General features: G+C 60.9%; 23 protein-coding genes. 8 read left to right on the top strand and 15 right to left on the bottom strand.

The window, feature by feature from the left end:
* Positions 1-4 precede the first annotated feature (4 nt).
* Positions 5-628: a GntR family transcriptional regulator gene (locus tag QEO92_RS09625; RefSeq protein ID WP_227705124.1), complete on the top strand. Its 624-nt coding sequence runs from the start codon at positions 5-7 to the stop codon at positions 626-628.
* A 5-nt stretch (positions 629-633) separates the two neighbouring features.
* On the opposite strand, the gene sufA is transcribed toward QEO92_RS09625, so the two are convergent.
* From sufA to QEO92_RS09590, 7 genes are all read right to left on the bottom strand, one after another.
* Complete coding sequence (gene sufA / locus QEO92_RS09620; protein WP_210055455.1) at positions 634-1,023, bottom strand: Fe-S cluster assembly scaffold SufA; 390 nt, start codon at positions 1,021-1,023, stop codon at positions 634-636.
* Between the two features lie 78 nt (positions 1,024-1,101).
* Positions 1,102-1,482, bottom strand: a complete 381-nt coding sequence (locus tag QEO92_RS09615) for an SUF system Fe-S cluster assembly protein (protein WP_037146799.1) — start codon at positions 1,480-1,482, stop codon at positions 1,102-1,104.
* Between the two features lie 10 nt (positions 1,483-1,492).
* Positions 1,493-2,734, bottom strand: coding sequence for a cysteine desulfurase (locus QEO92_RS09610; RefSeq protein ID WP_227702855.1), 1,242 nt, complete (start codon positions 2,732-2,734; stop codon positions 1,493-1,495).
* Between the two features lie 192 nt (positions 2,735-2,926).
* Positions 2,927-4,213: a Fe-S cluster assembly protein SufD gene (sufD, locus tag QEO92_RS09605; protein WP_227702854.1), complete on the bottom strand. Its 1,287-nt coding sequence runs from the start codon at positions 4,211-4,213 to the stop codon at positions 2,927-2,929.
* A gap of 21 nt (positions 4,214-4,234) precedes the next feature.
* Positions 4,235-4,990, bottom strand: a complete 756-nt coding sequence (sufC, locus tag QEO92_RS09600; RefSeq protein WP_227702853.1) for a Fe-S cluster assembly ATPase SufC — start codon at positions 4,988-4,990, stop codon at positions 4,235-4,237.
* Positions 4,991-5,053: 63 nt separating this feature from the next.
* Entirely contained in the window at positions 5,054-6,523 is a 1,470-nt protein-coding gene (gene sufB, locus QEO92_RS09595; RefSeq protein WP_227702852.1) for a Fe-S cluster assembly protein SufB, read from the bottom strand.
* Between the two features lie 146 nt (positions 6,524-6,669).
* On the bottom strand, positions 6,670-7,836 hold the full coding sequence (locus tag QEO92_RS09590; protein WP_227702851.1) for a cysteine desulfurase family protein: 1,167 nt from the start codon (positions 7,834-7,836) through the stop codon (positions 6,670-6,672).
* Between the two features lie 242 nt (positions 7,837-8,078).
* Between QEO92_RS09590 and QEO92_RS09585 the strand changes: the two genes are divergently transcribed.
* Positions 8,079-8,756, top strand: a complete 678-nt coding sequence (locus QEO92_RS09585) for an alpha/beta hydrolase (RefSeq protein ID WP_037146789.1) — start codon at positions 8,079-8,081, stop codon at positions 8,754-8,756.
* A gap of 45 nt (positions 8,757-8,801) precedes the next feature.
* Here QEO92_RS09585 and QEO92_RS09580 read toward each other — a convergent pair whose 3' ends face one another.
* Positions 8,802-9,989 (bottom strand): GGDEF domain-containing protein, encoded by a 1,188-nt coding sequence (locus QEO92_RS09580; RefSeq protein ID WP_227702850.1) that lies wholly within the window; start codon positions 9,987-9,989, stop codon positions 8,802-8,804.
* 56 nt (positions 9,990-10,045) lie between these two features.
* Positions 10,046-10,258 carry a hypothetical protein gene (locus QEO92_RS09575; protein ID WP_227702849.1) on the bottom strand — a complete coding sequence of 71 codons (213 nt, stop codon included), beginning with the start codon at positions 10,256-10,258 and terminating at the stop codon, positions 10,046-10,048.
* Here QEO92_RS09575 and tyrS point away from each other — a divergent pair.
* Entirely contained in the window at positions 10,245-11,498 is a 1,254-nt protein-coding gene (gene tyrS, locus QEO92_RS09570) for a tyrosine--tRNA ligase (RefSeq protein WP_227702848.1), read from the top strand. The genes QEO92_RS09575 and tyrS overlap by 14 nt on opposite strands.
* Before the next feature lie 51 nt (positions 11,499-11,549).
* Here tyrS and QEO92_RS09565 read toward each other — a convergent pair whose 3' ends face one another.
* The gene (locus QEO92_RS09565) at positions 11,550-14,942 is read right to left on the bottom strand and encodes a YhdP family protein (RefSeq protein ID WP_037146781.1); all 3,393 of its coding nucleotides are present in this window, start codon (positions 14,940-14,942) and stop codon (positions 11,550-11,552) included.
* Between the two features lie 110 nt (positions 14,943-15,052).
* Here QEO92_RS09565 and QEO92_RS09560 point away from each other — a divergent pair, with 110 nt between their 5' ends.
* The 5 genes from QEO92_RS09560 (at position 15,053) to QEO92_RS09540 (ending at position 19,895) form a co-directional block, all read left to right on the top strand.
* Positions 15,053-15,520, top strand: a complete 468-nt coding sequence (locus tag QEO92_RS09560; RefSeq protein ID WP_037146777.1) for a peroxiredoxin — start codon at positions 15,053-15,055, stop codon at positions 15,518-15,520.
* Positions 15,521-15,533: 13 nt separating this feature from the next.
* Complete coding sequence (locus tag QEO92_RS09555; RefSeq protein WP_037146775.1) at positions 15,534-16,361, top strand: ferritin-like domain-containing protein; 828 nt, start codon at positions 15,534-15,536, stop codon at positions 16,359-16,361.
* A gap of 71 nt (positions 16,362-16,432) precedes the next feature.
* A complete protein-coding gene (locus QEO92_RS09550; RefSeq protein WP_227702847.1) occupies positions 16,433-17,740 on the top strand; it encodes a M23 family metallopeptidase in 1,308 nt (435 codons plus the stop codon).
* A 211-nt stretch (positions 17,741-17,951) separates the two neighbouring features.
* Entirely contained in the window at positions 17,952-19,469 is a 1,518-nt protein-coding gene (locus tag QEO92_RS09545) for a DEAD/DEAH box helicase (protein ID WP_037146771.1), read from the top strand.
* A gap of 6 nt (positions 19,470-19,475) precedes the next feature.
* Complete coding sequence (locus tag QEO92_RS09540) at positions 19,476-19,895, top strand: NUDIX domain-containing protein (RefSeq protein ID WP_227702846.1); 420 nt, start codon at positions 19,476-19,478, stop codon at positions 19,893-19,895.
* 185 nt (positions 19,896-20,080) lie between these two features.
* On the opposite strand, the gene QEO92_RS09535 is transcribed toward QEO92_RS09540, so the two are convergent.
* Genes QEO92_RS09535 through QEO92_RS09515 form a run of 5 tightly spaced genes read right to left on the bottom strand, consistent with a single transcriptional unit; the run spans position 20,081 to position 24,324 of the window.
* The gene (locus QEO92_RS09535) at positions 20,081-20,407 is read right to left on the bottom strand and encodes a TfoX/Sxy family protein (RefSeq protein ID WP_037146769.1); all 327 of its coding nucleotides are present in this window, start codon (positions 20,405-20,407) and stop codon (positions 20,081-20,083) included.
* A 3-nt stretch (positions 20,408-20,410) separates the two neighbouring features.
* Complete coding sequence (locus QEO92_RS09530) at positions 20,411-22,045, bottom strand: NTP transferase domain-containing protein (protein ID WP_227702845.1); 1,635 nt, start codon at positions 22,043-22,045, stop codon at positions 20,411-20,413.
* Positions 22,046-22,049: 4 nt separating this feature from the next.
* Complete coding sequence (locus tag QEO92_RS09525) at positions 22,050-22,745, bottom strand: XdhC family protein (protein ID WP_227702844.1); 696 nt, start codon at positions 22,743-22,745, stop codon at positions 22,050-22,052.
* On the bottom strand, positions 22,745-23,071 hold the full coding sequence (locus QEO92_RS09520) for an XdhC family protein (RefSeq protein WP_037146766.1): 327 nt from the start codon (positions 23,069-23,071) through the stop codon (positions 22,745-22,747). The genes QEO92_RS09525 and QEO92_RS09520 overlap by 1 nt, the downstream gene beginning before the upstream one ends.
* Entirely contained in the window at positions 23,068-24,324 is a 1,257-nt protein-coding gene (locus tag QEO92_RS09515) for a vWA domain-containing protein (protein WP_227702843.1), read from the bottom strand. The genes QEO92_RS09520 and QEO92_RS09515 overlap by 4 nt, the downstream gene beginning before the upstream one ends.
* Positions 24,325-24,327: the final 3 nt, after the last annotated feature.

Raw genomic sequence — 24,327 nt, 5'->3', positions numbered from 1 at the left:
CATGATGTCATCCGAGGCGGAATCCCTCAGCCGGCAGGCCTATCGGCGGCTGGAGAACCTGATCGTGACGCTGAAACTGAAGCCGGGAGTTCCCGTGACGGAGAGGCAATTGATCGCGCTTGCCGGCCCGGGCCGCACCCCGGTTCGCGAAGCGATTCAGAAGCTCGAATGGCAGGGGCTGATCCGGGTGCGGCCGCGCGTCGGACTGCAAATCGCCGAGATCGTCCCCGGCGATCATCAAGGCATCATGCAGGTGCGCCGGCAGCTCGAACCTCTTGCCGCTGCCCTCGTGGCGGAATATGCGAATGAGGAGCAGCGCTCCGCCTTGGTGGATTGCGCCAAGGCGATGAGTGCGGCTTCCGACACAGGCGACATTTTGGGTTTTCTGGAGGCCGACAGGCGTTTCGATGAGATCTTCGAGGAGGCCTGCCCCAATCGCTTCCTGGTTTCGGCCCTGGCACCGCTTCAGACGCATTCGCGACGGTTATGGTTCTCAAAGGCCTCTGCCCATCGTATGGATCAATCGGCAGCACGACATATCGCCGTCATTCGCGCCATACAGGCGCGTGACATCAACGGCGCGCGACAGGCAATGGAAACGCTCCTCGCCTATCTCGATAATTCATGAGTGGATCAGACGTGGGCCTCGGCCTCGCGCTGCTTTGCAAGCGCGGCCAGATCCGCCGGCTTCAGCTCGACGGACTCGCCGCAGCCGCAGGCGGATGTCTGGTTGGGATTGACGAAGGTGAAGCCGGACCGCATCTTCGTGACTTCGAAATCCATTTCGGTGCCCAGGAGATAGAGGACCGCAGACGGTTCGATCCAGACCTTGGCGCCATCCCGCTCGATCAGATCGTCCTTGGCATTGGGTTCGGTGACGAGATCGATCGTATATTCCATGCCGGCGCAGCCGCCCTTCTTGATCCCGACGCGAACACCTTTCGCATCCGCCCCGGAATTGGCCACGATCTGCTTGACGCGCGCCGCTGCGGCATCGGTCATTGTCATCACTGCAAAGCCCATGGGCCTTTTTCTCCTTCCACAACCGGATTCAAGGTCCGGCGCTTCACGATTCAAATGTAATGTCCTGCCGTAAACGGATCAATACCAACCCACGGCAACCTGAGCTTCTTCGGACATCCGTTCCGGCGTCCACGGCGGATCGAAGGTCATTTCAACCTCTACTCCGGAGACCCCCTCCACGGCGCCGACTGCATTCTCGACCCAACCAGGCATCTCGCCGGCTACGGGGCAACCGGGAGCGGTCAGCGTCATGACGATCTTCACCATGCGGTCGTCTTCGATGTCGATCTTGTAGACGAGGCCGAGTTCGAAGATGTCAGCCGGGATTTCCGGATCATACACGGTCTTCAGCGCGGCAATGATGTCGTCGCCGAGGCGGGCGAGCTCGTCGGCAGGAATAGCGGACTGGATAATCCCCTCGCGGGCATCCCATTTCAGTTCCGTCTCATCGACAGCCATGACAAAATCCTCAGGCAAAGAAATTACGCGCGTATTCCAGCGCATCCGCAAGCGCGTCCACTTCGGCACGCGTGTTGTACATGCCGAACGATGCCCGGCATGTGGAGGTCACGCCGAAGCGTTTCAAGAGCGGCATGGCGCAATGGGTGCCGGCACGCACGGCGATACCTCTGCGGTCGATCACCATCGACACGTCATGGGCATGGATGCCGGCAAGCTCGAAGGAGAAGATGCTGCCCTTGCCCGGCGCATCGCCGATGATCCTGAGCGAGTTGATCGCCCGAAGCCGCTCGGCCGCATAGGCTGCGAGATCCGCCTCGTGGCGGGCAATTGCCGCGCGGCCGATCTTGTCCATGTAATCGAGAGCATAACCGAGCCCGATCGCCTGGACGATCGGCGGGGTGCCGGCCTCGAAACGGTGCGGCGGGTCGTTATAGGTGACGTTGTCCTCGGTCACCTCGAAGATCATCTCGCCGCCACCCTGGAAGGGCCGCATCTCCTTGAGGCGATCCATCTTGCCATAGAGCACGCCGATGCCTGACGGGCCGTATAGCTTGTGTCCCGTCATCACATACCAGTCGCAATCGATATCACGGACATCGACCGGCATATGCACGGCCCCCTGGCTGCCGTCGATCAGCACCGGAATGCCCCGCTCGTGCGCGATGCGGCAAACCTCCTTGACCGGGACGACCGTTCCGAGCGCATTCGACATATGGGTAATCGCGACGAGCTTGGTCTTCTCGGTCAGCGACTTCTCGAAGTCCTCGATGTGGAAAGCGCCCTCGTCATCGACCGGCACCCAGACGAGCTTCGCGCCTTGCCGTTCACGGATGAAATGCCAGGGCACGATATTGGAATGGTGCTCCATGATGGTGACGACGATCTCGTCGCCCTCGCCGATCCTCGGCATGCCCCAGCCATAAGCGACCGTGTTGATCGCCTCCGTCGAGTTCTTGGTGAAGACGATCTCGTCGACCGACCCGGCATTCAGGAAACGGCGCACCTTTTCACGCGCCGCCTCATAGGCCTCCGTCGCAGCATTCGAAAGGAAATGCAGGCCACGATGGACATTGGCATATTCGTGCGAATAGGCATGGCTGATCGCATCAATCACCGCCTGCGGCTTCTGCGCCGACGCGCCGTTGTCCAGGTACACCAGAGGCTTGCCATGCACCATGGTCGACAGGATCGGGAAATCCCGGCGGATCGCTTCGACGTCGTAAGCGGTAACCGGTGTTGTCTGGTCCATTTTCAGACCCTTTCATGTCGCTCCCTAAGGAGCTACCGCAGAATGTTTTGGTTTCGCAGCAGTTGCCGCTTGCTCTACGTCATCCTCGGGCTTGTCCCGAGGATCTATCCACGTCTACGTTCTTGAACTGGCTTAGATCCTCGGGACAAGCCCGAGGATGACGGAGGAGAGATTGCCCCTCCGTCAGCACGCTCAGGCATGCCTTTCAAGCCAGGCCGAAATGACGCCTTCCAGTGCCTCGACCAGCTTCTCGTCCTCGAGTTCCTCGACGATCTCCGCCACAAAGGCGTGGACCAGCATGGCCCGCGCCTTGTTCTCCGGAACGCCGCGCGCCATCATGTAAAACAGATGGTTCCTGTCGATGTCCGCAACTGTCGCACCATGGCCGCAGACCACGTCGTCGGCGAAGATTTCGAGCTCCGGCTTGGCCGAGAACTCGCCATTGTCCGAGAGCAGCAGCGTGTTGCAGGCCATCTTGGCGTCGGTCTTCTGGGCATCCGGTGCAACCCGGATCATGCCCTGGAAGGCGCCGCTGGCGCGATCTAAGACGACGTTGCGGATGATTTCCGTGGAGTTGGTGTGCGGCACGTTATGGCCGAGAACCAGCGTCACGTCCGTATGACCTTCTCCGCCGAGCAGATTGACGCCGCGCAGCGTCAAATCGGCGCCCTCGCCTTCGACGTCGATGCGCAGTTCCTGGCGCACCAGCTTGCCGCCGGCATTGACGACGAAGAGTTTCAGCTTCGCGTTCGTCCCGAGCTTGACGCGAATCTGGCCGAGATGGGTATCGGCAGCGCCCTGGCTCTGCAGGATGATCCAGGTGATCTCCGCACCATCCTCCAGCACGATGTCACTGATCGACGACACGAGCGCGGCATCATCCGTCACCGACCGGTGACGCTCTATGATCGTCGCCTTGGAGGCTGCACCGAAGGAGACCGGGAAACGCGTATGGATCTGCCCCCCTGCATGGAGGGCCTGCAGTTCGATCGGCTCTTCCAGCTCCGCGTTGGCAGGAACCGAGATCGCAAAACCGTCACGTACGAAGCTGCCGTTGATGCGGCCGATGGCATCGTCCCTGTCGAGCGCCGTCAGGCCGGCGACGGCCGAACCATCGGCGAGCTTGTCCCTAAAGCGGGCAATCTCAATTCCGTCGGCCGAAGCATCGTCATCGGCGTCCCCCTGCAGCACCGAAAGGACAACCGAGCCCTCGACCAGCGGCGCTATGGGATCGATCGCGCTGACCGGCGTTGCCTCGGGAACCGCCCGCAACAGGGTTTTCAGGTCCGTATAGTGCCAGGCCTCGATCCGGCGGGTCGGAAGACCGGCCTTCTTCAAATCGTCCAGAAGCCGGTCGCGCGTGCCAGCGACCGCGCCATTGCCCGGCAATTCGCCGAACTGGGCGCCGAAGGCCTCAACCAGAGCGGTTTCCGCAACCGTCATCCGAGCAATAGGCTGGTTTGTCGTCTGCATGTTCATGACACCATCCTTCCCGCGCGCTTAGGCCGCTTCTCCAATGATGTCGGCATAGCCATTCTCTTCCAGTTCGAGCGCGAGCGCCTTGTCGCCGGAGCGGATGATCTGCCCCTTGTAAAGCACATGCACGCTGTCGGGCACGATATAATCAAGCAGGCGCTGGTAATGGGTGATGACGATCACCGCACGGTCCGGCGACTTCAGCGCGTTGACACCGTCGGCGACGATCTTCAGCGCATCGATGTCCAGACCGGAATCGGTCTCGTCCAACACGCAAAGCTTCGGCTCAAGCAGCGCCATCTGCAGGATTTCCGCGCGCTTCTTTTCGCCGCCGGAGAAACCGACATTCAGCGGACGACGCAGCATGGCCTGGTCGATCTTCAGCTTCTCGGCAGCGTCCTTGACGCGACGTATGAAGTCCGGCGTCGTCAGCTCGGCTTCGCCGCGCGCCTTGCGCTGTTCGTTCATCGCGACCTTGAGGAACTGCATGGTGGCGACGCCCGGGATTTCGACCGGGTATTGGAACGCGAGGAAGATGCCCTTGGCGGCACGTTCGGCGGGATCGAGTTCAAGGATGCTCTCGCCGTTATAGAGGATGTCGCCTTCGGTGACCTCGTAGTCCTCGCGACCCGACAAGATGTAGGAGAGCGTCGACTTGCCGGAGCCGTTCGGCCCCATGATGGCGGCGATCTCGCCGGGCTTCACGGTGAGGTTCAGGCCGCGGATGATCTCGGTGCCGTCTTCGGCGATGCGTGCGTGCAGGTTCTTGATCTCAAGCATAATTCTTATCCTTCCGGACTTATTCGGTGACGCGTCAATGCGCGATATTCAGACAGCGGGCCATCAGCCCACGGAGCCTTCGAGCGAAATGCCGATCAGCTTCTGGGCTTCGACGGCAAACTCCATCGGCAGTTCCTGGATGACGTCCTTGACGAAGCCGTTGACGATCAGCGCGATCGCTTCCTCTTCCGGAATGCCGCGCTGCATCACGTAGAACTTCTGGTCGTCGGAAATCTTCGACGTCGTCGCCTCGTGCTCGATTTGCGCGGAGGCGTTCTTCACGTCGATATAGGGCACCGTATGCGCACCGCACTTGTCGCCGATCAGCAGCGAGTCGCAGTTTGTAAAGTTGCGGGCATTCTCGGCGCGGCGATGGATCGACACCTGGCCGCGATAGGTGTTGTTCGACTTGCCGGCGGAAATACCCTTGGAGATGATGCGGCTCGACGTATTCTTGCCGAGGTGGATCATCTTGGTGCCGCTATCGATCTGCTGATGGCCGTTGGATACGGCGATCGAATAGAACTCCCCACGGCTGTCGTCGCCACGCAGGATGCAGCTCGGATATTTCCAGGTGATCGCCGAGCCGGTTTCCACCTGGGTCCAGGAAATCTTGGAGCGCGCACCGCGGCAATCGCCGCGCTTGGTGACGAAGTTGTAGATGCCGCCTTTGCCTTCGGCATCGCCCGGGAACCAGTTCTGGACGGTCGAATACTTGATCTCGGCATCATCGAGCGCCACGAGCTCGACAACAGCGGCATGAAGCTGATTCTCATCGCGCTGCGGTGCCGTGCAGCCTTCAAGGTAGGAGACGTAAGCACCTTCCTCGGCAATGATCAGCGTGCGCTCGAACTGGCCGGTATTCTTCTCGTTGATGCGGAAATAGGTGGAAAGTTCCATCGGGCACCGGACGCCCTTCGGCACGAATACGAAGGACCCGTCGGTGAAGACTGCCGAGTTCAGCGTCGCATAGAAATTGTCGGTGGCAGGAACGACGGAACCGAGATACTTGCGGACCAGATCGGGATGTTCGCGAATGGCTTCGGAAATCGACATGAAGATCACGCCGGCCTTCTTCAGCTCTTCCTTGAACGTGGTGACGACCGACACCGAATCGAAGACCGCGTCGACGGCCACTCTCGGCTTCTCGACGCCGGCGAGTATCTCCTGCTCCTTGAGCGGAATGCCGAGCTTCTCGTAGGTCTTCAGAAGCTCCGGATCGACTTCGTCGAGCGACTTCGGACCGCCAAACTTCTTCGGCGCCGCGTAATAGTAGAGGTCATTGAAATCGATCTTCGGATAGTCGACGCGCGCCCAGGTCGGTTCTTCCATCGTAAGCCAGCGGCGATAGGCGTCGAGACGCCATTCCAGCATCCAATCCGGCTCCTGCTTCTTGGCCGAAATGAAGCGAATGATCTCTTCCGAAAGACCTTTGGGAGCCTTGTCCACTTCGATGACGGTCTCGAAACCGTATTTATACTGGTCGATATCGATCCGGCGGACCTGATCGACTGTTTCCTGGACGGCAGGCATATCATTCTCCAATTCTTGCCGGTTCAAATTCCGGCAATTCTTGTCAGCATTCCGGGGGGACAAACGCCTCCCCTATGTAGTGGCCAAAAGGCTGTTTTCACACCTTTTGGCAAGCGGAAATTTGCGTTTCCGCAAATTCGACAAAATCAGGCCGCTTCGCCCGTCGGCCTCCGGCGGCCGGCAATCTTGGCGAAAGCCGCAAGCGTCCGCGAGATGTCTTCGTCGGTCGTATCAGGCCCGAGCGAAATCCTGAGCGCGCCGAGGTTGGGATCGTACCCCATCGCGCTCAGTACGTGGCTTTCGCCCACTTTTCCCGAAGAGCATGCAGAGCCGGCCGACAGCGCGATGCCTTCGAGATCGAAGGCGATCTGTCCGGTTTCGGACTTCAGACCCGGCAAAGTGAAGAAGCAGGTATTCGCCACACGCGGGACTGTTTCGCCATGGATGATGGCGTCCGGCGCCGCCTGACGCATGCCCGCCTCCAGCCGGTCACGCAGACCAGCGATTGCGGCGTTGCGCTCTTCGAGATTTTCGAGTGCCGCTGCCGCCGCCGCACCAAAGCCGACGATGGCATGAAAATTCTCGGTGCCGGAACGATGGCCCTTCTCCTGTCCGCCGCCGCGGATCAGCGGCTTCGGCATCAGCACCTCGCCGCGCGAGACCAGTGCACCGACGCCCTTCGGGCCGCCAATCTTGTGGGACGAGAGGATCAGGAAGTCGGCATCCAGGGCATTGATATCGACGGGCACGCGGCCGACCGCCTGCACGGCATCCACCACCATCAGCCCGCCATGCGCATGGGCAATCGCGGCGGCTTCCGCCACCGGCTGGATGATGCCCGTCTCGTTGTTGGCCAGCATCACAGCCACCATCGGCAGGCCGGCACTGCGATCATGGCCGGCGAGCAGGTTCTCGAGCGCCGCCAGATCGACGATCCCATCGCGATTGACCGGCACCTCCGTGACCCGCTCCGGGTCGAGACGCCCGCCTTCACGGATCGCCGGATGCTCGATCGCCGAAACATAGAGCCGGCTGACCGTCAACGGAGCGCGGCCCATCCGGAATTCGGGCGTCAGCACATGATTGGCCGCTTCCGTCGCTCCGCTCACGAAGGTCACATGCGGCGCCTCGGCACCCACGAGAGCCGCAACCTGCCGCCGTGCCGTCTCCAGCGCGCCGCGGGCCGCCCTGCCCTCGCCATGCACGGACGACGCATTGCCGGGCAACCGCAACGCATCCAACATGGCAGCGCGGGCCGGCGCACTCAAAGGTGCGGTCGCGTTCCAGTCCAGATATGTGCGGTTTGGCGCCATTGCCTGATCGATTTCCGTTCCTAGATAGCAGTCAAATCTCACGAATGCGGAGAATTCCGCATTTTTGTTGAAATTTCCGCCAGCCTTGCCTTATGAGACATCGCATCGGGCTCCATTTCGATTGGCGCCCAAAGTTTCGAATGGTTCTAAACTGAGTTGTAGAAAAGCTGAGCGACTTCGTCAAGTCAAACTCGACGTGATGACGACCTGTTCGGAACCAGAGCACGTTGACCGGAGTACCAATGCCCGAAGTCATTTTCAACGGCCCCGCCGGCCGCCTGGAAGGTCGCTATCAGCCGTCCAAGGAAAAGAGCGCCCCGATCGCCATCATCCTTCATCCGCATCCGCAGTTCGGCGGCACGATGAACAATCAGATCGTCTACCAACTCTTCTATATGTTCCAGAAACGCGGCTTCACGACGCTCCGGTTCAATTTCCGTGGCATCGGGCGCAGCCAGGGCGAGTTCGACCATGGCGCCGGCGAGCTTTCCGACGCGGCTTCCGCGCTCGACTGGGTGCAGAGCCTGCATCCCGATTCCAAGAGCTGTTGGGTTGCAGGTTATTCCTTCGGGGCCTGGATCGGCATGCAACTTCTGATGCGCCGCCCGGAGATCGAAGGATTCATGTCGATCGCGCCGCAACCGAACATCTACGATTTCGCCTTTCTTGCGCCTTGCCCTTCGTCGGGCCTCATCATCAATGGGGATGCCGATAAGGTCGCACCGGAAAAGGATGTCAACGGCCTTGTCGAAAAGCTGAAGACCCAGAAGGGAATCCTGATCACCCACCGAACCGTCGAAGGCGCCAACCACTTCTTCAACGGCCAGGTGGAAGCCCTCATGGCGGAATGCGAAGACTATCTCGACCGTCGTCTCAATGGGGAACTGGTGCCGGAACCGGCCGCCAAACGCATCCGCTGAGTCGTTCCCTGTGCTCTTGTCAGACGGCTGCCCCGGCGGCCGTTTTCATTTCACGACCCTGATCGATCCAGAAGGCGGAAACCCCGGATGCGCTTGCTTGACGCAATTGCGGCCGGTGCGTTTCGCCTCGTAGAGAGCTGCATCGGCATTGCGCATCGCGTCGGCGAGTTCGCCTCCCGCAGCAAGCTCCGCGACGCCGAAGCTGGCGGTGACGGTAAAGGACGGTGGCAGGGCGCTGATGCGGATCCCCATCGTCCCGGCTCGAAGCGCCTGCGCAAAAATCAGCGCTGTCTCTATCGTCGTATTCGGCATGAAGACACCGAACTCCTCTCCGCCGATGCGGCCGACGATGGTCGTCGTCTTTGTTGCGCTCGTCTTTAAAAGTTCACCGAAAGCACGGATCACCAGATCACCACCATGGTGACCGTAGGTGTCGTTGATGCTCTTGAAGTGGTCGAGATCACAAATGATTACCGCGTGCCGGACATTCGGCGCCATCGAGATCGCCGCCTTCACGCCATTCTCGAAACCGCGGCGATTGGCAAGACCGGATAGGGCATCCTGTTCCGAATTGCTGCGCTCGTCGGCCATGATTTCCAGCACCAGAACCGAAAGCAGCGTCAGCCCGACCGCGACCATCAGCACGGCGGTCGAGCTTTGCGAGATCAGCGCATAATTCGTATGGATGTAATCCTTGGCGGTCGTCCCCGCCCCCGCCAGTACCGCCATGCCGGCCTTGCCGAAGAAATGCAGGCCGGTAACGAGGAGCAGGCCGCCGAGCGCCCGATCGATCGCGAGCCGGCGCGCGGAGGAGAGAACCGCAAATGCGCTGGCCAGGACCACCAAAGCGAAAGGCGTCTGATACGAGAAAGCATGCAGGACAGTCCCGCGCGGCAGGTTGTATATCAGGACATCGAGAATCGTACAGGCAACCAGGAAGCAGATTGCGAAAGGCAGATTGCTCTTCCGGCCATACAGGTCCCCGATGCCGATCCTCAGCAGGATCATGCCGCCGAGCACGGTCGCGAACGCGCCGATCGCCCAAAATCGGGTCAGGGCGGTGTAGGCGACCAGCAGCTCGCAGATCGCCGAGAGCGAAGCGACCGCAAAGCCGGCCGCGAACCAGAGCGCAGCACTTCGGGAGCGGCTGCGAGTCGATACAACCGCGAAGACCAGCGAGAAGGAAATGGCGATGATAAAATTCACCGCCAGGAAGAAGGTCGCCCCGTTCATCAACCCTCAGTGCAGATCGCTGCACGCCACCCGTTTACCGTGTTCCATGACCGATGTTAGATGCGCATGAACAAGAAACGGTTAATACCTAAAATATTAGCGACAATCAGCGTGTCCTGCGTGCCTCCGTATTGGTTGCGGTCCTTCCATTCCTCGCATTGATCGTTCCAAGCATCACTTTTGAAGTGATTGCGGGCAAAAACAGTGCTAGACGCGCCCCACACAGCGAAAACACATCCCTGCCAGAGATTGATCATGTCCAGGTTCAAGTCCGATTTCCTCCGCACGCTCGACGAGCGTGGTTTCATCCACCAGATTTCCGACGAGGCTGGTCTCGACGAACTGTTTTCGAAGGAAACCGTGACGGCTTATGTCGGCTACGACGCTACCGCAACGAGCCTCCATATCGGCAACCTGATCTCTGCCACGATGCTTTACTGGCTGCAGGAGACCGGCCACCGGCCAATCGCGCTGATGGGCGGAGGCACCTCGATGGTGGGCGACCCTTCGTTCCGAGACGAGCAGCGCAGGCTCCTGACCCCAGAGGCGATCGCCACCAATATCGAAGGCATCAAGAAGATATTCTCCCGCATCCTCCGCTTCGGAGACGGCCCGACGGATGCCTTCATGGTCAACAATGCCGACTGGCTCCTGAAGCTGAACTACGTGGAATTCCTGCGCGACGTAGGCCGGCATTTCTCGGTCAACCGTATGCTCTCCTTTGACAGCGTCAAGCTCAGGCTCGACCGGGAGCAGTCGCTCTCCTTCCTCGAATTCAACTACATGATCATGCAGGGCTACGACTTCGTCGAGCTCAGCCGGCGTTACGGCTGCCGCCTACAGATGGGCGGCTCGGATCAATGGGGCAATATCATCAACGGCGTCGACCTCGGTCACCGCATGGGGACACCGCAGCTCTACGCCCTGACGACACCACTCCTGACGACCAGTTCCGGCGCCAAGATGGGCAAGACCGCTTCCGGCGCCGTCTGGCTCAACGAAGATGTCTTCAGCCCTTACGAGTTCTGGCAGTATTGGCGCAATACGGAGGACGCGGACGTCATCCGCTTCCTGAAGATCTTCACGCGCCTGCCGCTTGACGAGATCGCCCGGCTCGCGGCGCTCGCAGGTTCGGAAATCAACGAAGCGAAGAAGATCCTGGCAACCGAGGCGACCGCCATCGTGCATGGCCGGGAAGCGGCGGAAGCTGCTGCGGAAACCGCGCGGACCACGTTCGAGGAAGGCGGACTTTCCGAAAACCTGCCATCCGTCGAGGTTCCAGCCACCGAGCTCGATGCCGGCGTCGGCCTCCTGTCGCTGATGGTACGTGCCGGCCTCGCCGCCTCGAACGGCGAAGCCCGCCGACATGTCCAGGGTGGCGCGGTGCGCCTCAACGATCAGTCCGTTACCGACGAACGCAAGACGGTGGGTGCAGGCGAGATCACCGGCGACGGCGTCATCAAACTTTCGCTCGGCAAGAAGAAGCACATCCTGGTGCGCCCGGTCTGATCCAGTCCTGCGATTTGCAAACAAAACTGGGCCGCGTCTGCGGCCCTTTTTCTATTGAAACTCGAAGATCTGCCGGAAAATGCCGGGAGCGATCAGCGACAGCGGGTTAACGGTGAGCTTCGGCTTGTCGAACGGGCCTTCCAGCTTGAAGGTAATGCCGAGCAGGCCGCGATCACGGCCGTTGCCGAGAATGGCACCGATCAAGGGGAGTTCGCCGAAGAGACGGTTCAATCCATAGGCGGGCATGAACGTTCCGGTCATGTTCATATTGCCTCTGGAATCGCGCACAAGTCCCTGGAAGGTCGCGCCGATCTGTTCGCCGCGCACCACGCCGTTCTCGACGGCGAAAGCCCCGTCGCGGTAAAGAAGGCTCGCAAAACCACGCTGGAATTTGGCCGAGGTGACGTCGATATTACGCTTCGTCGCGGTGCTCAGGCTCCGCCCTTCCTGATCCGGTGTCGAGACCAGAGACTGGAGCTTCGATTCGTTGACGAGCGAAAAGTTGCGCAGATCGATAGATCCCGTCCAGGCGTTACCATTCGCCTTCAGCCGCAGGTTCAGGAGCCCGCCGCGCATGTTGTCGTAAAGATCCGTAAAGCGGATCACCGCGCCTGCATCTCCGCTGGTGATGGAGACCGTATTGCCGCCATTCATCTCGCTGATCACCGCTTGGCCGCTACCCGTCGCGGCAGAGAAATCAGCAGTCGTGACATCGCCGTCGCGCCTGGAAACCAACAGCGACACGTTGGTCAACGTCTGGTCGTTGAAGCCGATCATGCGGTCGAGTTTGGCTCGCACCGTTACGTCATCGTCGTCGCGACCGCCACCACCTTTTCCCTTTTCCTCTGCCCTCAGCCTGGTGATGACCGGCCGCATATCCATTACGGAACCGGTGATCGATATGTCGAAATTGCTCTTCGCTTTCTTCACGGCGACCGCATAATTGTCCGCAGGCGAAAGCTGGACACGGGAGAACTCGGCCGAAGTAAGCTCGTCACTATTGAGCACCAGGCTTCCCCGCGCGCCAAAACCATCACCGGATAGCTCGAAATTGCGGATGTCGGTGCGAGCCCCCTCTCCGGAAAGCTCGAATTGAGCCTTGGCCGGAATGCCGCCGCCCTTCGTCCATCCAAGCCACGGAACGGAGAGAGCCGCGCGACTCAAGTCGAGCGCCACGGTCTGGCGGGCTTCATCAACCCAGATCCAATGCGCAGAGATCGTCCCGTCGATTATCTCGGAAAGTCCCGGAACCAGCTTCTCTCGCTGGTCGTTGTTGAGCACCGTCTTGATAATCCGCTCGCGTTTGACGGGTGATGCGCCATCAACCGGCTCAACGACCGTGATATCCGCCGGCACGTCGTCGATCTCACCCCTGGCGGCAAGCCGAGCGGCTTGCGTGTCGATATCCAGCGTTCCGTTCAGCGCGCCGATCTTGCGACCGGAAAACTCGGTGCCGAGATCGACGTCATCGAGTTCGACATGGGCGTTCCAGGTTGGCTTGGGGGGATTCTGGGCGTTAATCAGACCCATGCGCGCCTTGAGATCGAGCCGGGCATTGCCGGAGAAATCTTCCGGTTTGAACTCTGTCCCCCTAAGAGCGTTGATCGGTCGGAAATTCGCAAGTTCCGCCACTGCGTCCGCAGGTCCTGCAAGTCTCAGCGAAAGATCAGCCATCAAGGGCTTGTCATAAGTGGCGGGAATGGAGAAACGGCCATTCTCCACCGAGACGGACCGCCCCGACGGAAAGAATGACGCCGCATGGGCGATATCGAACTGGAGCACCTGTCCTTTCAGATCGAAACGGCCCTCGATGTCACGGAGCGGTGGGATGTCGCCGGGGAGGTTGATCCGGGCATTGGCAACATCGAAACTGATCTGCAGCTCGTTCCCGTCGAGCTCCATCGGAATGCCAGGGCCTTTCATACGGCCTGCCGGAATGAAGACGGCAATCGAGCCATTGGTCACGGTCCCGCCGAACATATTGCCCATGATCCAATCGCGCGGCTTGCGCGCCATCCAGAAGGGCCAGAGTTGCTTGACGCCGGTCACTTCCATGTTCGGCAGCTGTGCACCGAAGCTGATTTCCGGCGATTGATCGCCGAACCGGATTTTCAAAGCTCCGGCCATCCGTCCAAGAGGGCTGGAAACACCCATTTCATCGAATTGAAGCTCGCGATCAGCCGAGAGGTATCGACCCGTCGCCTTGAGATCGAACTGTGCAGGCTGTTCGCTTTCGGTCGCTCCCACGGCCGTGCCGCTGCTGATCAGAAGGTCCAGGCCGAAGCCAAGCCGCTGATCGTCCGGATTCAGTCGGTTGAGATCGATGACCGCTCCCGTGAACGGCAGGACCGTAGGACCGAAACGGGCTTCCGACTTCAGGAGTTCGATCGAATCCTTGGCAAAATCATAGGCGATATTGATGACGGCGCCGGTAAAGGTCTGCTGGAGGCCATCGAAATAGAAATAGCCCGGAGACTGGCGAAGCGTTGCGGTGATGGCAGGCTTCGTGGTCTCGCGCGCGCGGACGGCGGCAAGGTCGAGATCGAGCGAACCTTCGATCCCCTCGCGCGGCGCTCCCTCCTCGGTTCGCTGCAGCAGGAAGGACGTGACCTCGAGACCCGTTAACTTCGCCGATAGGGATGTGGTGACGCCTCCCACGGTCCTGGACGCAGCCGTCAGCACGGCCTTGCGGCCATTGAGGCTGATCGCACCATTGATCTCCACCTCGCCCTCGATGCTGCGGGTCAGCTCGAGATTATCGACGACCAGCATGATCGGTTTCCGCCCCGGGGCGGCAGGCAGCAGGATTTCGATGCCGGAGATACGAACAGAACCCGTGCCTGTGCGCTCGATGAGACCACGCGCCTCGTCGAGACGTTGAAAAGCCTGTTCGAGCAGAGCGGGCATGGCGTCGATCCGCACCTCGGACAGCGGCAGCGGATCGCCGGACGGCAGTTGCGCCGTGTTGAGGTGGATGTTTTCCGCCTCCATCTGCTTGATGGAGATCCGGCCACCGAGAAGCGCCAGGGGATCGATCGCCATGCGCATGGCGCCCGTCTGGCTCAAATGTTTGCCCGTTGCCTGTTCAACGATATCGACGTCGCGCGCCTCCAGGGCCAGACGAAAACCCGAATCGAAGCGGATGACAGTCGAACCGACCGATGCGGCATAACGCGGGCCGATCGCGTCGTTGAGCGCGCTTTGGGCGCGTGTCGAAAGCGCTCCGTCGACTGCTCCGCCTTCGATCGCGAAGACGGCGCTGCCGAGCGCGACAAGCACCAGCATCAGGAGCAGCACGACCGTCCTGCCGAATCGCTTCACGCGTTTTGGCGGCGGCGGGCAATGGACGATGATCGGATCTTCCGCCTGTGCAGAGGGAAGTTCGTGCAGCGGAATGATGTCCTTCCGGCTGAAACTGACCCTTTCTCCGCGAATTTCCGCCATCAGGTTGAAACTATCTTTCCATACTCGCAAATGATCTGGACGCCGCGGAGGCCAGTATATACCGATTGCGGCGACAATCACTCAAGATACCGGCAAAAGAAAGGAAATCCATGTCCCATTTGATGGTCGGCGACATTGCACCGAACTTCGAGCTTCCACGCGACGGAGGCGGCACCGTTTCCTTGCAGGCTCATTCGGGTAAGCCGATTGTGCTCTACTTCTATCCCAAGGACGACACGGACGCCTGCACCAGGGAGGCGATCGCGTTCTCCGGGCTCTTGCCGGAATTCGAAAAGGCAGGGGCAAGCGTGATCGGAGTGTCTCCCGATAGCGTCAGGAAACATGACAAGTTCGCCAAGAAGCACGAGCTTTCGGTCATCCTCGCCTCCGACGAAGACGCAGCCCTTGCCAATCTCTATGGCGTCTGGAAAGAAAAGAAGATGTATGGTCGCACCTATATGGGTGTGGAACGGACGACCTTCCTGATCGGCGCTGACCGGCGAATCGCAAGGATCTGGCCGAAAGTGAAGGTCACGGGCCATGCCGAGGAGGTGCTGGAAAGCCTCAAGGCACTGTAAGCAGAGGAATCCGATGACGGACACGTTTTCGATCACGTCGCTGAGAGGCGGCGCAACGACTGCGATCCTTTCGGCCGATCTCGACATCAAGACGCGGCTTGCGCAGGAGACCGCCACCCGTTGGTTCGAACGTCGGCTGTCGCTGCGCTCGCCGCTCGATCCGCCGCTGCCCGAGCGGCCGGGCCGACCTGAAAAGCCGGAACTCGTGCCGCCGAAAGCCGTCGAAAAGCGCTCGCTGCATACGCTGAACGGCCGGATCGCGACGCTGCATGCGATCGCCCATATCGAGCTTAATGCCGTCGACCTGGCGCTCGATATCGTCGCCCGCTTTGCGACCGAAGCGGTGCCGAACTCCTTCTTCGATGGCTGGATGCAGGTCGCGTTCGAAGAGGCCAAGCATTTCCGCATGGTCCGCGCACGGTTGAACGACCTGGGAGCCGATTATGGGGATATGCCGGCTCATGACGGGCTCTGGCAGGCAGCCCATTCGACCCGCAACGATCTGACTGCGCGGCTCGCCGTCGTACCGCTCATCCTGGAAGCGCGGGGGCTCGACGTGACGCCGTCGCTGCAGGCCAAGATGCGCGAGACGGGCGATCTGGAAAGTGCGGCGATTCTCGATGTCATCTACAATGACGAAAAGGGTCACGTGGCGATCGGCGCGAAATGGTTCCGCTTCCTCTGCGCCCGAGAGCGAAAAGATCCGGCAGCGACATTCCAGCAACTGGTGCGCGCCAATTTCCGCGGCTCCCTCAAAGCGCCGTTCAACGACATCGCCCGCGCCGAAGCTGGCCTCACGCCCTCGTTCTACCGCTCCCTGACGTCCACCAGCAGCGCATGAAATAAGCATTCATTAACCTTAACCATGTGTAATCGATCCAACGGAACTGGTTGCATCTCCGGGAGATTCACGTGGCGAAGGGAATCGAAAAACGGGCGTTTGGGAAGCGTGCGCCTCAGCACGTCCTCATTCTCGCCAGCGGCGAAAAAATCCGCCACATGACCATTCGCCCCTGGATGGCGGCTCTGACCTTCTGCTTTTTCGGTGTGTTTACGGTCGGCTACCTTGCGGCGACCTCCTATCTCGTCATCCGTGACGACCTGGTCGGCGCGACCATGGCGCGCCAGGCCCGCATGCAACACGATTACGAAGACCGTATCGCGGCGCTGCGCGCCCAACTCGACCGCATTACTTCGCGCCAGCTTCTCGACCAGCAAGTCGTCGAACAAAAGGTGGAAAAGCTGCTTGAGCAGCAGAACGCTCTCTTCGATCGACATGGCAAGCTCGGATCGCTGCTGAACCGAGCGGAAGAATCCGGATTGACCGCGCCCGAGATACCCGCCCCGGCCTTCCAACCGGTCAAGAAGGAGCGGCAGGCCTCGCTTTCCGGAGGAAGCGGCTTCCAGGCCATCGGCAAGCTACTCTCCGGCAAGACTTCCGCCACTCCGCTCGATACAAAGAGTGCGCTCGGGTTTGTGCCGCTGCGCGACAACATTGCCGATCGGGCCGACCGCGTTTTTTCCAATGTGACGCTATCTTTGAAAAACATAGAGAAGGAACAGCTCGCCAAGATTACCAATCTGACAACCGACGCTTCCGCAACGGCAGATGCGATTGCCGCGATCCTCAAGCGCACCGGCGTTCAGGTAGACCCTGCACGAAAGGCTTCAGGAGATACAAGCGAAGGTGTGGGCGGCCCCTATGTCGAGCCGCAAATTGATGTCAGCGGTTTCGATATTTCGCTCGACGAGCTCGACGCAGCACTCAGACGGCTGGAAAGCGTGCGAGAAACGGCTCGCGACCTGCCCTTCGGCAATCCAGCACCCGGCCATGAGATCACCAGTCGCTACGGCAACCGCATCGACCCCTTTCTTGGCCGGCTGGCCCTTCACGCAGGCGTCGATTTCCAGGCGGATACCGGCCAGGCGGTGGTTGCAACCGGCGCCGGCAAGATCATCACCGCCGGGCCTTCCGGCGGTTACGGCAACATGGTCGAAATCGATCACGGCCAGGGCGTCACCACTCGTTATGGGCATATGTCGAAGATCCTGGTCAAGGAAGGCGATATGGTCTCCGTCGGCGATGTCATCGGGCGGGCAGGCTCCACCGGTCGCTCCACCGGTCCACATGTGCATTACGAAGTCCGCCGCGACGGCAATCCGGTCGACCCTATCCATTTCCTCAATGCCGGCATGAAGCTCACGACATACCTCAATTGAGCCTTTCGTTTTGACGAAAGACAACCTTCCTGCCGCGCAAACGATAGCCGGCTTGACTATTTAGTATCTTCGTTCATCAATCCGGCAGCCGAATTGCCTGCTTTCCTTGACTTTCGGGCATTTTGGTCCTATGTCGCGGCCAGTCGTCAGCCATTCGCGCGTCGACCTGCACAGTGTTCGCTTAAGAACCGGAACGGAAACAGAACTCCCTTTGACCACATTCGCTGATCTTGGCCTGAGCCAGAAAGTCCTCTCCGCGGTCTCCGACGCGGGCTACACAATCCCCACACCGATCCAGGAAGGGGCAATTCCCCACGCGCTGCAGCGTCGCGATATCTGCGGCATCGCCCAGACTGGAACCGGCAAGACGGCTTCCTTCGTTCTGCCCATGCTGACGCTTCTGGAAAAGGGACGAGCCCGCGCCCGCATGCCGCGCACGCTCATCCTGGAGCCCACCCGCGAGCTCGCAGCCCAGGTCGCCGAAAATTTCGACAAATACGGCAAGAACCATAAATTGAACGTCGCGCTCCTGATCGGCGGCGTCTCCTTCGAAGACCAGGATCGCAAGCTCGAACGCGGTGCCGACGTGCTGATCGCGACACCGGGCCGCCTGCTCGACCACTGCGAGCGCGGCAAGCTTCTCATGACCGGGGTTGAGATCCTCGTTATCGATGAAGCCGATCGCATGCTCGACATGGGTTTCATCCCGGATATCGAGCGGATCGCCAAGATGATCCCCTTCACCCGGCAAACCCTGTTCTTCTCGGCCACGATGCCGCCGGAAATCCAGAAGCTGGCTGACCGCTTCCTGCAAAATCCGGAGCGAATCGAGGTGGCTAAACCCTCGACGACCGCCAAGACCGTGACGCAGCGCCTCGTCGCCTCGCACAACAAGGATTACGAGAAGCGCGCGGTGCTACGGGATCTGATCAAGGCGCAGGACGACCTCAAGAACGCAATCATCTTCTGCAATCGCAAGAAAGATGTCGCGGATCTGTTCCGCTCGCTGGAACGGCATGGTTTCTCGGTCGGCGCCCTGCATGGCGACATGGATCAGCGTTCGCGCACCACCATGCTGGCGAATTTCAAGGAGGGCGGCATTCAGCTCCTCGTGGCCTCCGACGTCGCGGCCCGCGGCCTCGATATTCCGGACGTCGGCCACGTCTTCAATTTCGACGTGCCGATCCATGCCGAAGATTATGTCCACCGCATTGGCCGCACCGGCCGTGCCGGGCGTTCGGGCCGTGCCTTCACCATCGTTACCCGCTCCGACACCAAATATCTCGACGCCATCGAAAAGCTTATCAACGAGAAGATCGAATGGCAGAGCGGTGACCTTTCCGCGCTCCCCGCTCCCATGGAGAGCCAAGACGATCAGCGTGGCCGCAAGGGTCGCGATCGTGATAAGGAGCGCGGCCGAGGCAGGCGAAGCGATTCGGGCCGCGGCAGCTCTGTTCATAGGGCTGACACGAAGAACCAAGATAATCAGGGCGAGGCCGAAGAGGCATTCGACAAGTCGGGGGCGGAAAACGTGAAACCGGAGCGCAAGACAGACAGGAAGCCGCAGAACGCGAGCGGCAACCGCAACACGCGGCCGAACCCTGCCAATGACGACAACCGCGAACGTCGTGCCCGCTACCATCGCGATCATGATGATGGCCCGACCCCGGTCGGCTTCGGTGACGATATCCCCGCCTTCATGCTGATCGTTGCCAACGCCAAGGCTTAATTCAACGTGACAAAACCGGGCATCGATTTTCCGGGCGTAGGCGCCGGGCTTGTAATCCTGCGCGACGACGGCAAGGTTCTGCTGTGCCGCCGCATGAAGGCACCGGAAGCCGGTTTCTGGAGCATCGTCGGCGGCAAGGTCGATCTTATGGAGCTGTCCGCAGACGCTGCCCGCCGCGAGGCGGAAGAGGAAAGCGGCCTCAGAATCGGCAAAGTCGAATTTCTCTGCGCCGCCGAGGAGATAACCGAAGCCGACCGGCAGCACTGGATTTCGATGATTTATGTCACGCGCGACTTCATCGGCGAACCGACGCTCATGGAACCGGATAAGCTGTCGGAGATCGGCTGGTTCGATCCGCAGAACCCGCCGCAGCCGCTCTCGGCCTTCTGCGTCAAAGCACTGGCCCAGCTCGCAAATCAGCGATGAGAACAACGCCGCTCCGGCGAACCAGAGCGGCTATCTTGATAAAATCATTTTGTTTCTATTCTCGGACGTGATCCTGGTCGATAGTCTCGGCAGCACGCGTCCCCATTACGAAGCAGATGATAAGCTTCCCTGAGTTTCCCGATCAACCTGCGAAATCTTGCACTGTCGGCGGCGACGCCTCGCATTCAGGCTTTCGCGTTCGCCCGCACGGCCGCCTCAAAGGCGAGCCTGACCCATTTCCGCATCTCGTCAGGATCATCATAGGCCGCGTCCGGAACAGACCAGTAGGGCATGGGCACAGGCGTGCCCTTCTTGTTCTGATAGACCCATTGGCGCGCGCCGGCCGCCTCGAATTCCGGACCGCTCAGTTCATCCGCCTTCAAAAGGACCTCGTCGCGCAGATCGATCGCGACGATCAGGCCCTGGTGATAGACACCCTTGCCGCCGAACATGCGACGGATCGAGACCGGACCCAAGCCTTCGAACATTTCCTCGATGCCGGCATTATCCATCACCTATCCCCTCAATATGCCGCCTGCAGCCGTCACCGCTTCGGGCGTATCGACGTCTAGATGCGCGGCCGGCCCGATATCGACATCGATCACCGACAGGCCGGAATTCTCGATGATGGCGCGGGCGCCGACGTCGCCTTCAAGCCTCAGGACCGCGTCATAGGCAATGCGCGGCAGGATGATCGGATTGCCGCGCTTTCCCTCCGAGACGGAACGCACCACCACACCGCCACCCGCCTCGCGGAAAGCGGAAACAAGCATGTTCACATGCTTCGCCGTCACACCCGGCATATCTCCCAGCATGACGAGGACACCATCTCCCGACGCCAGTTCCGGCGCGGAAAAACCCGCAACCAGCGAACTTGCCATGCCGGAGGCATAGTCCGGATTGAATTGGTTGCGAATATCAAGACCGGAAAGCGCCGCCTCGACCTCCTCCCGCCGATGCCCGGTGACGGCAACGACCGGCGCGGCCTGCGAGGCCAACAGCATTTCGGCCACGCGGCGGACGAGCGGCACACCGTCGAATTCCGCCAGCAGCTTGTGCGGGCCATCCTTGCCCATGCGCCGCGCCTGCCCCGCAGCCAGCAGCAAGGCCCCCACCGAGAGAAGTTTCGCTTTCTCCGTCGTGGCGTCGCGCGGACGCGGCCGGGTCGGAATTTCCATCAGAAGCCCGCCGACCCCCATGCCCGTGATATCGAACGACGTGGGCGTCTCGCCGGCCATCAACCGGTTCAGCACCCAATCGAAACCATTCTCCTTCGGCGAGCGGGCGCAACCCGGTGCGCCGAGCACCGGCACGTGACCGATCCGCCCGAGTACCAGCAGATTGCCGGGATCGACCGGCATGCCCACCTGTTCCACATCGCCGCCCGCAGCTCGGATAGCCGCCGGAATTACATCCTCCTTATCGGCTACCGCGGAAGCGCCGAAGACAATAACCATAGCCGGCTCATTAATTTCCTGCAGCGTAAGCTGTTGAAGAACCTCAGTCAGTCGATCGGCAGAATGCGGAATCCGGATTTCTTTTATTAGCCGGCTACCAGATGATGCAAGTCGATGTTCGAGAAGCCTTGCGGTCCGATCCATGACCGAAGCTTTCAGTGATGGAAGTTCGGTCGCCACCAGGGTCACCGCTCGGGGACGGAAGGTTTTTACCTCGAAAGCCACCGATTCTGCCAGAAGCGAAACGGCCTGGGCGATCTTCTCGCCGCCAACCGCCAGAGGAATGATCTTGACGGTGGCCACCATGTCGCCGGCGCGCACCACGACGTGATCGGCAAGACAGGCGAGCGTGATTGCCGGATCAATGCGGTTCAGTGCATCCACCACCGCCTTGTCGGCGACGAAGAGGCCATCGACCCTGGCGTAAACATTCACCCGCCCCGTCGTCGCTTCGGAAAACCGCAAGTTGTCGGGCGCGATCGTGCCGGCGATCACCGCAGCTGCCTCGTCCTCCAGCATATCACCGGGATCAAGCCGGACAGCGACAACGGATGTGATCCCTTCTTCAAAAAGACGGGCAATGTCCTCCTGCGAAAGCACCTGCCCTTTCGATATCCGGCCTGAGGGCAAGCGGATGCTGTGCGCCAGCACCGTGCCCCCTGCTTCCTCAAGCTGAAAGGTTCCGTATTTCATCGCATCACCCCGCAGCGACAAGCTCGCGGCGACGGAAGGCCTGGACGATCTGGGCAAGCGTCGCAAGCGCAATTTCAGCCGGGCTTGCGGCGCCGATGTCGAGGCCGATGGGTGCCGCAATCCGGCCGATCTCGTTATCGGTGCGGCCCATTTCCTTCAGCCTCTCGACACGCTTCGCATGGGTCTTGCGGCTGCCGAGCGCGCCGACATAGAAACAGCCGGCCTTGAGCGCCTCCGACAGCGGGAAATCATCTATTTTCGGATCGTGGGTCAGTGCTGCCAGCGCCGTATAGGCGTCCAGCGGCCGATCTTTCAGCACATCCTCCGGCCAATCGGCGATCAGCTCGACGCCCTCAAAACGCTCCTCCGTCGCAAAGGCGGTGCGCGGATCGATGATCGTCAGGTCATAGCCTGCGACCGGTGCCAGCCGCGCCAGCGCCTGGCTGATATGCACCGCACCGATCACCACGATGCGCGGCGGCGGCAGATGCACGTTGAGAAAGAGAGAGCGGCCTTCGACGTCCACTGTGCCCGCCTTGCCGCTGCGGAAAGCCTTGGCGATTTCCTCGCCGAGCGGGCCGGACACGTCCTCGCCTTCAAGGATCACCTGTATCTTGCCATCGGAAATGTCGGTGACCGCGATCGCCGCCTGGCGCGCGCGCCGGGCCGCATTCAGTTTCTTCAGTGTTTCGAACCGCATCAGGCGAGCCTTTCCACATAGACCCGGATCTTGCCGCCGCAGGACAAGCCGACGCGCCAGGCGGTCTCGTCCGCCACGCCGAATTCCAGCATCTTCGGCGTGCCGGTCGAAATCACGTCGAGCGCCTCGGTGATGACCGCGCCTTCGACGCAACCTCCTGAGACGGAACCTTCGAAATTGCCCTCGCCATCGATGACGAGATGGCTGCCGGCCGGGCGTGGCGCCGAGCCCCAGGTGTCGATCACCGTGGCGATTGCAACATCGCGGCCAGCCTCTTTCCAGCTCTCGGCCGTGGCCAGCGGGTCCAATATTTCGGAAACAGTCATGCGACCCTCCTCATATCCAGATAGCGCCGCGGGTCCGCGGCCTTTGTATGATCATCCGACAACGCAATCGCGAGATCGGCAAGCGACCGCAGATTGTGGACGGCGCGAAATTCGTCCACGTGCGGCAGCATGGCGCGCACGCCGCGCGCTCTCGCCTCGAAGCCGTCGAACCTGAGCAGCGGATTCAGCCAGATCAGCCGCCGGCAGGAACGGTGCAGCCGGTCCATTTCCTTTTCGAGTTCCTCGACACCGTCGCGTTCCAGCCCGTCGGTGATGAGAAGCACCACGGCCCCCTGCCCCAGCACGCGCCGCGACCAGAGACGGTTGAACTCGGCAAGGGTTGCGCCGATCCGCGTGCCGCCCGACCAGTCCCGCACGGCCTCCGTACAGCCCGACAGCGCCTCATCCGGATCGCGACGACGCATCTGGCGCGTCACGTTGGTCAGCCGCGTGCCGAACAGGAAGGTATGCACCCGCGTTCGCTTCTCCGTCAGCGCATGCAGGAAATTGAGAAAAATGCGCGTGTACTGGCTCATCGAGCCGGAAATATCGGCGAGCACGACGAGCGGCGGCGGCGCCCTGCGGCGCTGCCGGAAGCGCGGAAGAATGAGATCGCCGCCGCTCCGCATCGCCTGGCGCATGGTGGCGCGCGGATCGATCCGCTGCGGACGATTCGAGGGCCGGAAACGGCGCGTCATCACCTGGTCGAGCGGCAAAGCGAGCTTTTGGAGCTCACGCCTTGCCTGCGCCAATTCGGCGGCGGTCATCTGGGCGAAATCCATCCGCTTCAGCACTTCGCTGGCGGACGTTGTGAAGCGGGAATCCACCTCGACTTCCGGCGGTTTTCTGCTCGGGTTTTCCGGCTGGTCGGCGGTCAACGCGTCGCTGACGCGGGCAGCACCGGCTTTCTGCTTTTCCGGCTCGCGGTTATCGGCCGCCCGGGGCGACATCATCGCGATCATCTTGCCAACGAGATCGCGCGAGCGCCAGAAGAGCCGGAATGCCTCGTCGAAAACCGGTTGGTCCTCGTGGCGCTTGACGAAAACAGCCGAAAGCGCTGCGTGAAATTCCTCGCGCGAACCGATGCCGATCGCATCGATGGCAGCGATCGCGTCGACGGCAGCGGCCGGGCCGGTCTTCAATCCGGCACGGCGGAGCACGCGGGAAAAATAAACGAGATTGTCCGCAAGCCGCCCGTCGCCGGCCGGGACCGGCGGCATGATCGCTGCGTCTCCATCCAATCCCGCCGCCATTTT

Source organism: Neorhizobium petrolearium, from assembly GCF_029854435.1.
Taxonomy (GTDB): Bacteria; Pseudomonadota; Alphaproteobacteria; order Rhizobiales; family Rhizobiaceae; genus Neorhizobium; species Neorhizobium petrolearium.
Note: the sequence above shows the minus strand (reverse complement) of the source record. Positions and strands in the feature narration are given on the sequence as shown.

What these genes read in the sequence shown, in the direction of transcription:
- QEO92_RS09585 (WP_037146789.1), top strand. Translation starts at nt 8,079, where the DNA reads ATGCCCGAAGTCATTTTCAACGGCCCCGCCGGCCGCCTGGAAGGTCGC.
- QEO92_RS09525 (WP_227702844.1), bottom strand. Translation starts at nt 22,745, where the DNA reads ATGCGGTTCGAAACACTGAAGAAACTGAATGCGGCCCGGCGCGCGCGC.
- sufC (WP_227702853.1), bottom strand. Translation starts at nt 4,990, where the DNA reads ATGCTTGAGATCAAGAACCTGCACGCACGCATCGCCGAAGACGGCACC.
- sufD (WP_227702854.1), bottom strand. Translation starts at nt 4,213, where the DNA reads ATGAACATGCAGACGACAAACCAGCCTATTGCTCGGATGACGGTTGCG.
- QEO92_RS09590 (WP_227702851.1), bottom strand. Translation starts at nt 7,836, where the DNA reads ATGGCGCCAAACCGCACATATCTGGACTGGAACGCGACCGCACCTTTG.
- QEO92_RS09515 (WP_227702843.1), bottom strand. Translation starts at nt 24,324, where the DNA reads ATGGCGGCGGGATTGGATGGAGACGCAGCGATCATGCCGCCGGTCCCG.
- QEO92_RS09625 (WP_227705124.1), top strand. Translation starts at nt 5, where the DNA reads ATGTCATCCGAGGCGGAATCCCTCAGCCGGCAGGCCTATCGGCGGCTG.
- tyrS (WP_227702848.1), top strand. Translation starts at nt 10,245, where the DNA reads ATGTCCAGGTTCAAGTCCGATTTCCTCCGCACGCTCGACGAGCGTGGT.
- QEO92_RS09580 (WP_227702850.1), bottom strand. Translation starts at nt 9,989, where the DNA reads ATGAACGGGGCGACCTTCTTCCTGGCGGTGAATTTTATCATCGCCATT.
- QEO92_RS09560 (WP_037146777.1), top strand. Translation starts at nt 15,053, where the DNA reads ATGTCCCATTTGATGGTCGGCGACATTGCACCGAACTTCGAGCTTCCA.
- QEO92_RS09610 (WP_227702855.1), bottom strand. Translation starts at nt 2,734, where the DNA reads ATGGACCAGACAACACCGGTTACCGCTTACGACGTCGAAGCGATCCGC.
- QEO92_RS09565 (WP_037146781.1), bottom strand. Translation starts at nt 14,942, where the DNA reads ATGGCGGAAATTCGCGGAGAAAGGGTCAGTTTCAGCCGGAAGGACATC.
- sufA (WP_210055455.1), bottom strand. Translation starts at nt 1,023, where the DNA reads ATGGGCTTTGCAGTGATGACAATGACCGATGCCGCAGCGGCGCGCGTC.
- sufB (WP_227702852.1), bottom strand. Translation starts at nt 6,523, where the DNA reads ATGCCTGCCGTCCAGGAAACAGTCGATCAGGTCCGCCGGATCGATATC.
- QEO92_RS09615 (WP_037146799.1), bottom strand. Translation starts at nt 1,482, where the DNA reads ATGGCTGTCGATGAGACGGAACTGAAATGGGATGCCCGCGAGGGGATT.
- QEO92_RS09520 (WP_037146766.1), bottom strand. Translation starts at nt 23,071, where the DNA reads ATGACTGTTTCCGAAATATTGGACCCGCTGGCCACGGCCGAGAGCTGG.
- QEO92_RS09530 (WP_227702845.1), bottom strand. Translation starts at nt 22,045, where the DNA reads ATGAAATACGGAACCTTTCAGCTTGAGGAAGCAGGGGGCACGGTGCTG.
- QEO92_RS09555 (WP_037146775.1), top strand. Translation starts at nt 15,534, where the DNA reads ATGACGGACACGTTTTCGATCACGTCGCTGAGAGGCGGCGCAACGACT.
- QEO92_RS09535 (WP_037146769.1), bottom strand. Translation starts at nt 20,407, where the DNA reads ATGGATAATGCCGGCATCGAGGAAATGTTCGAAGGCTTGGGTCCGGTC.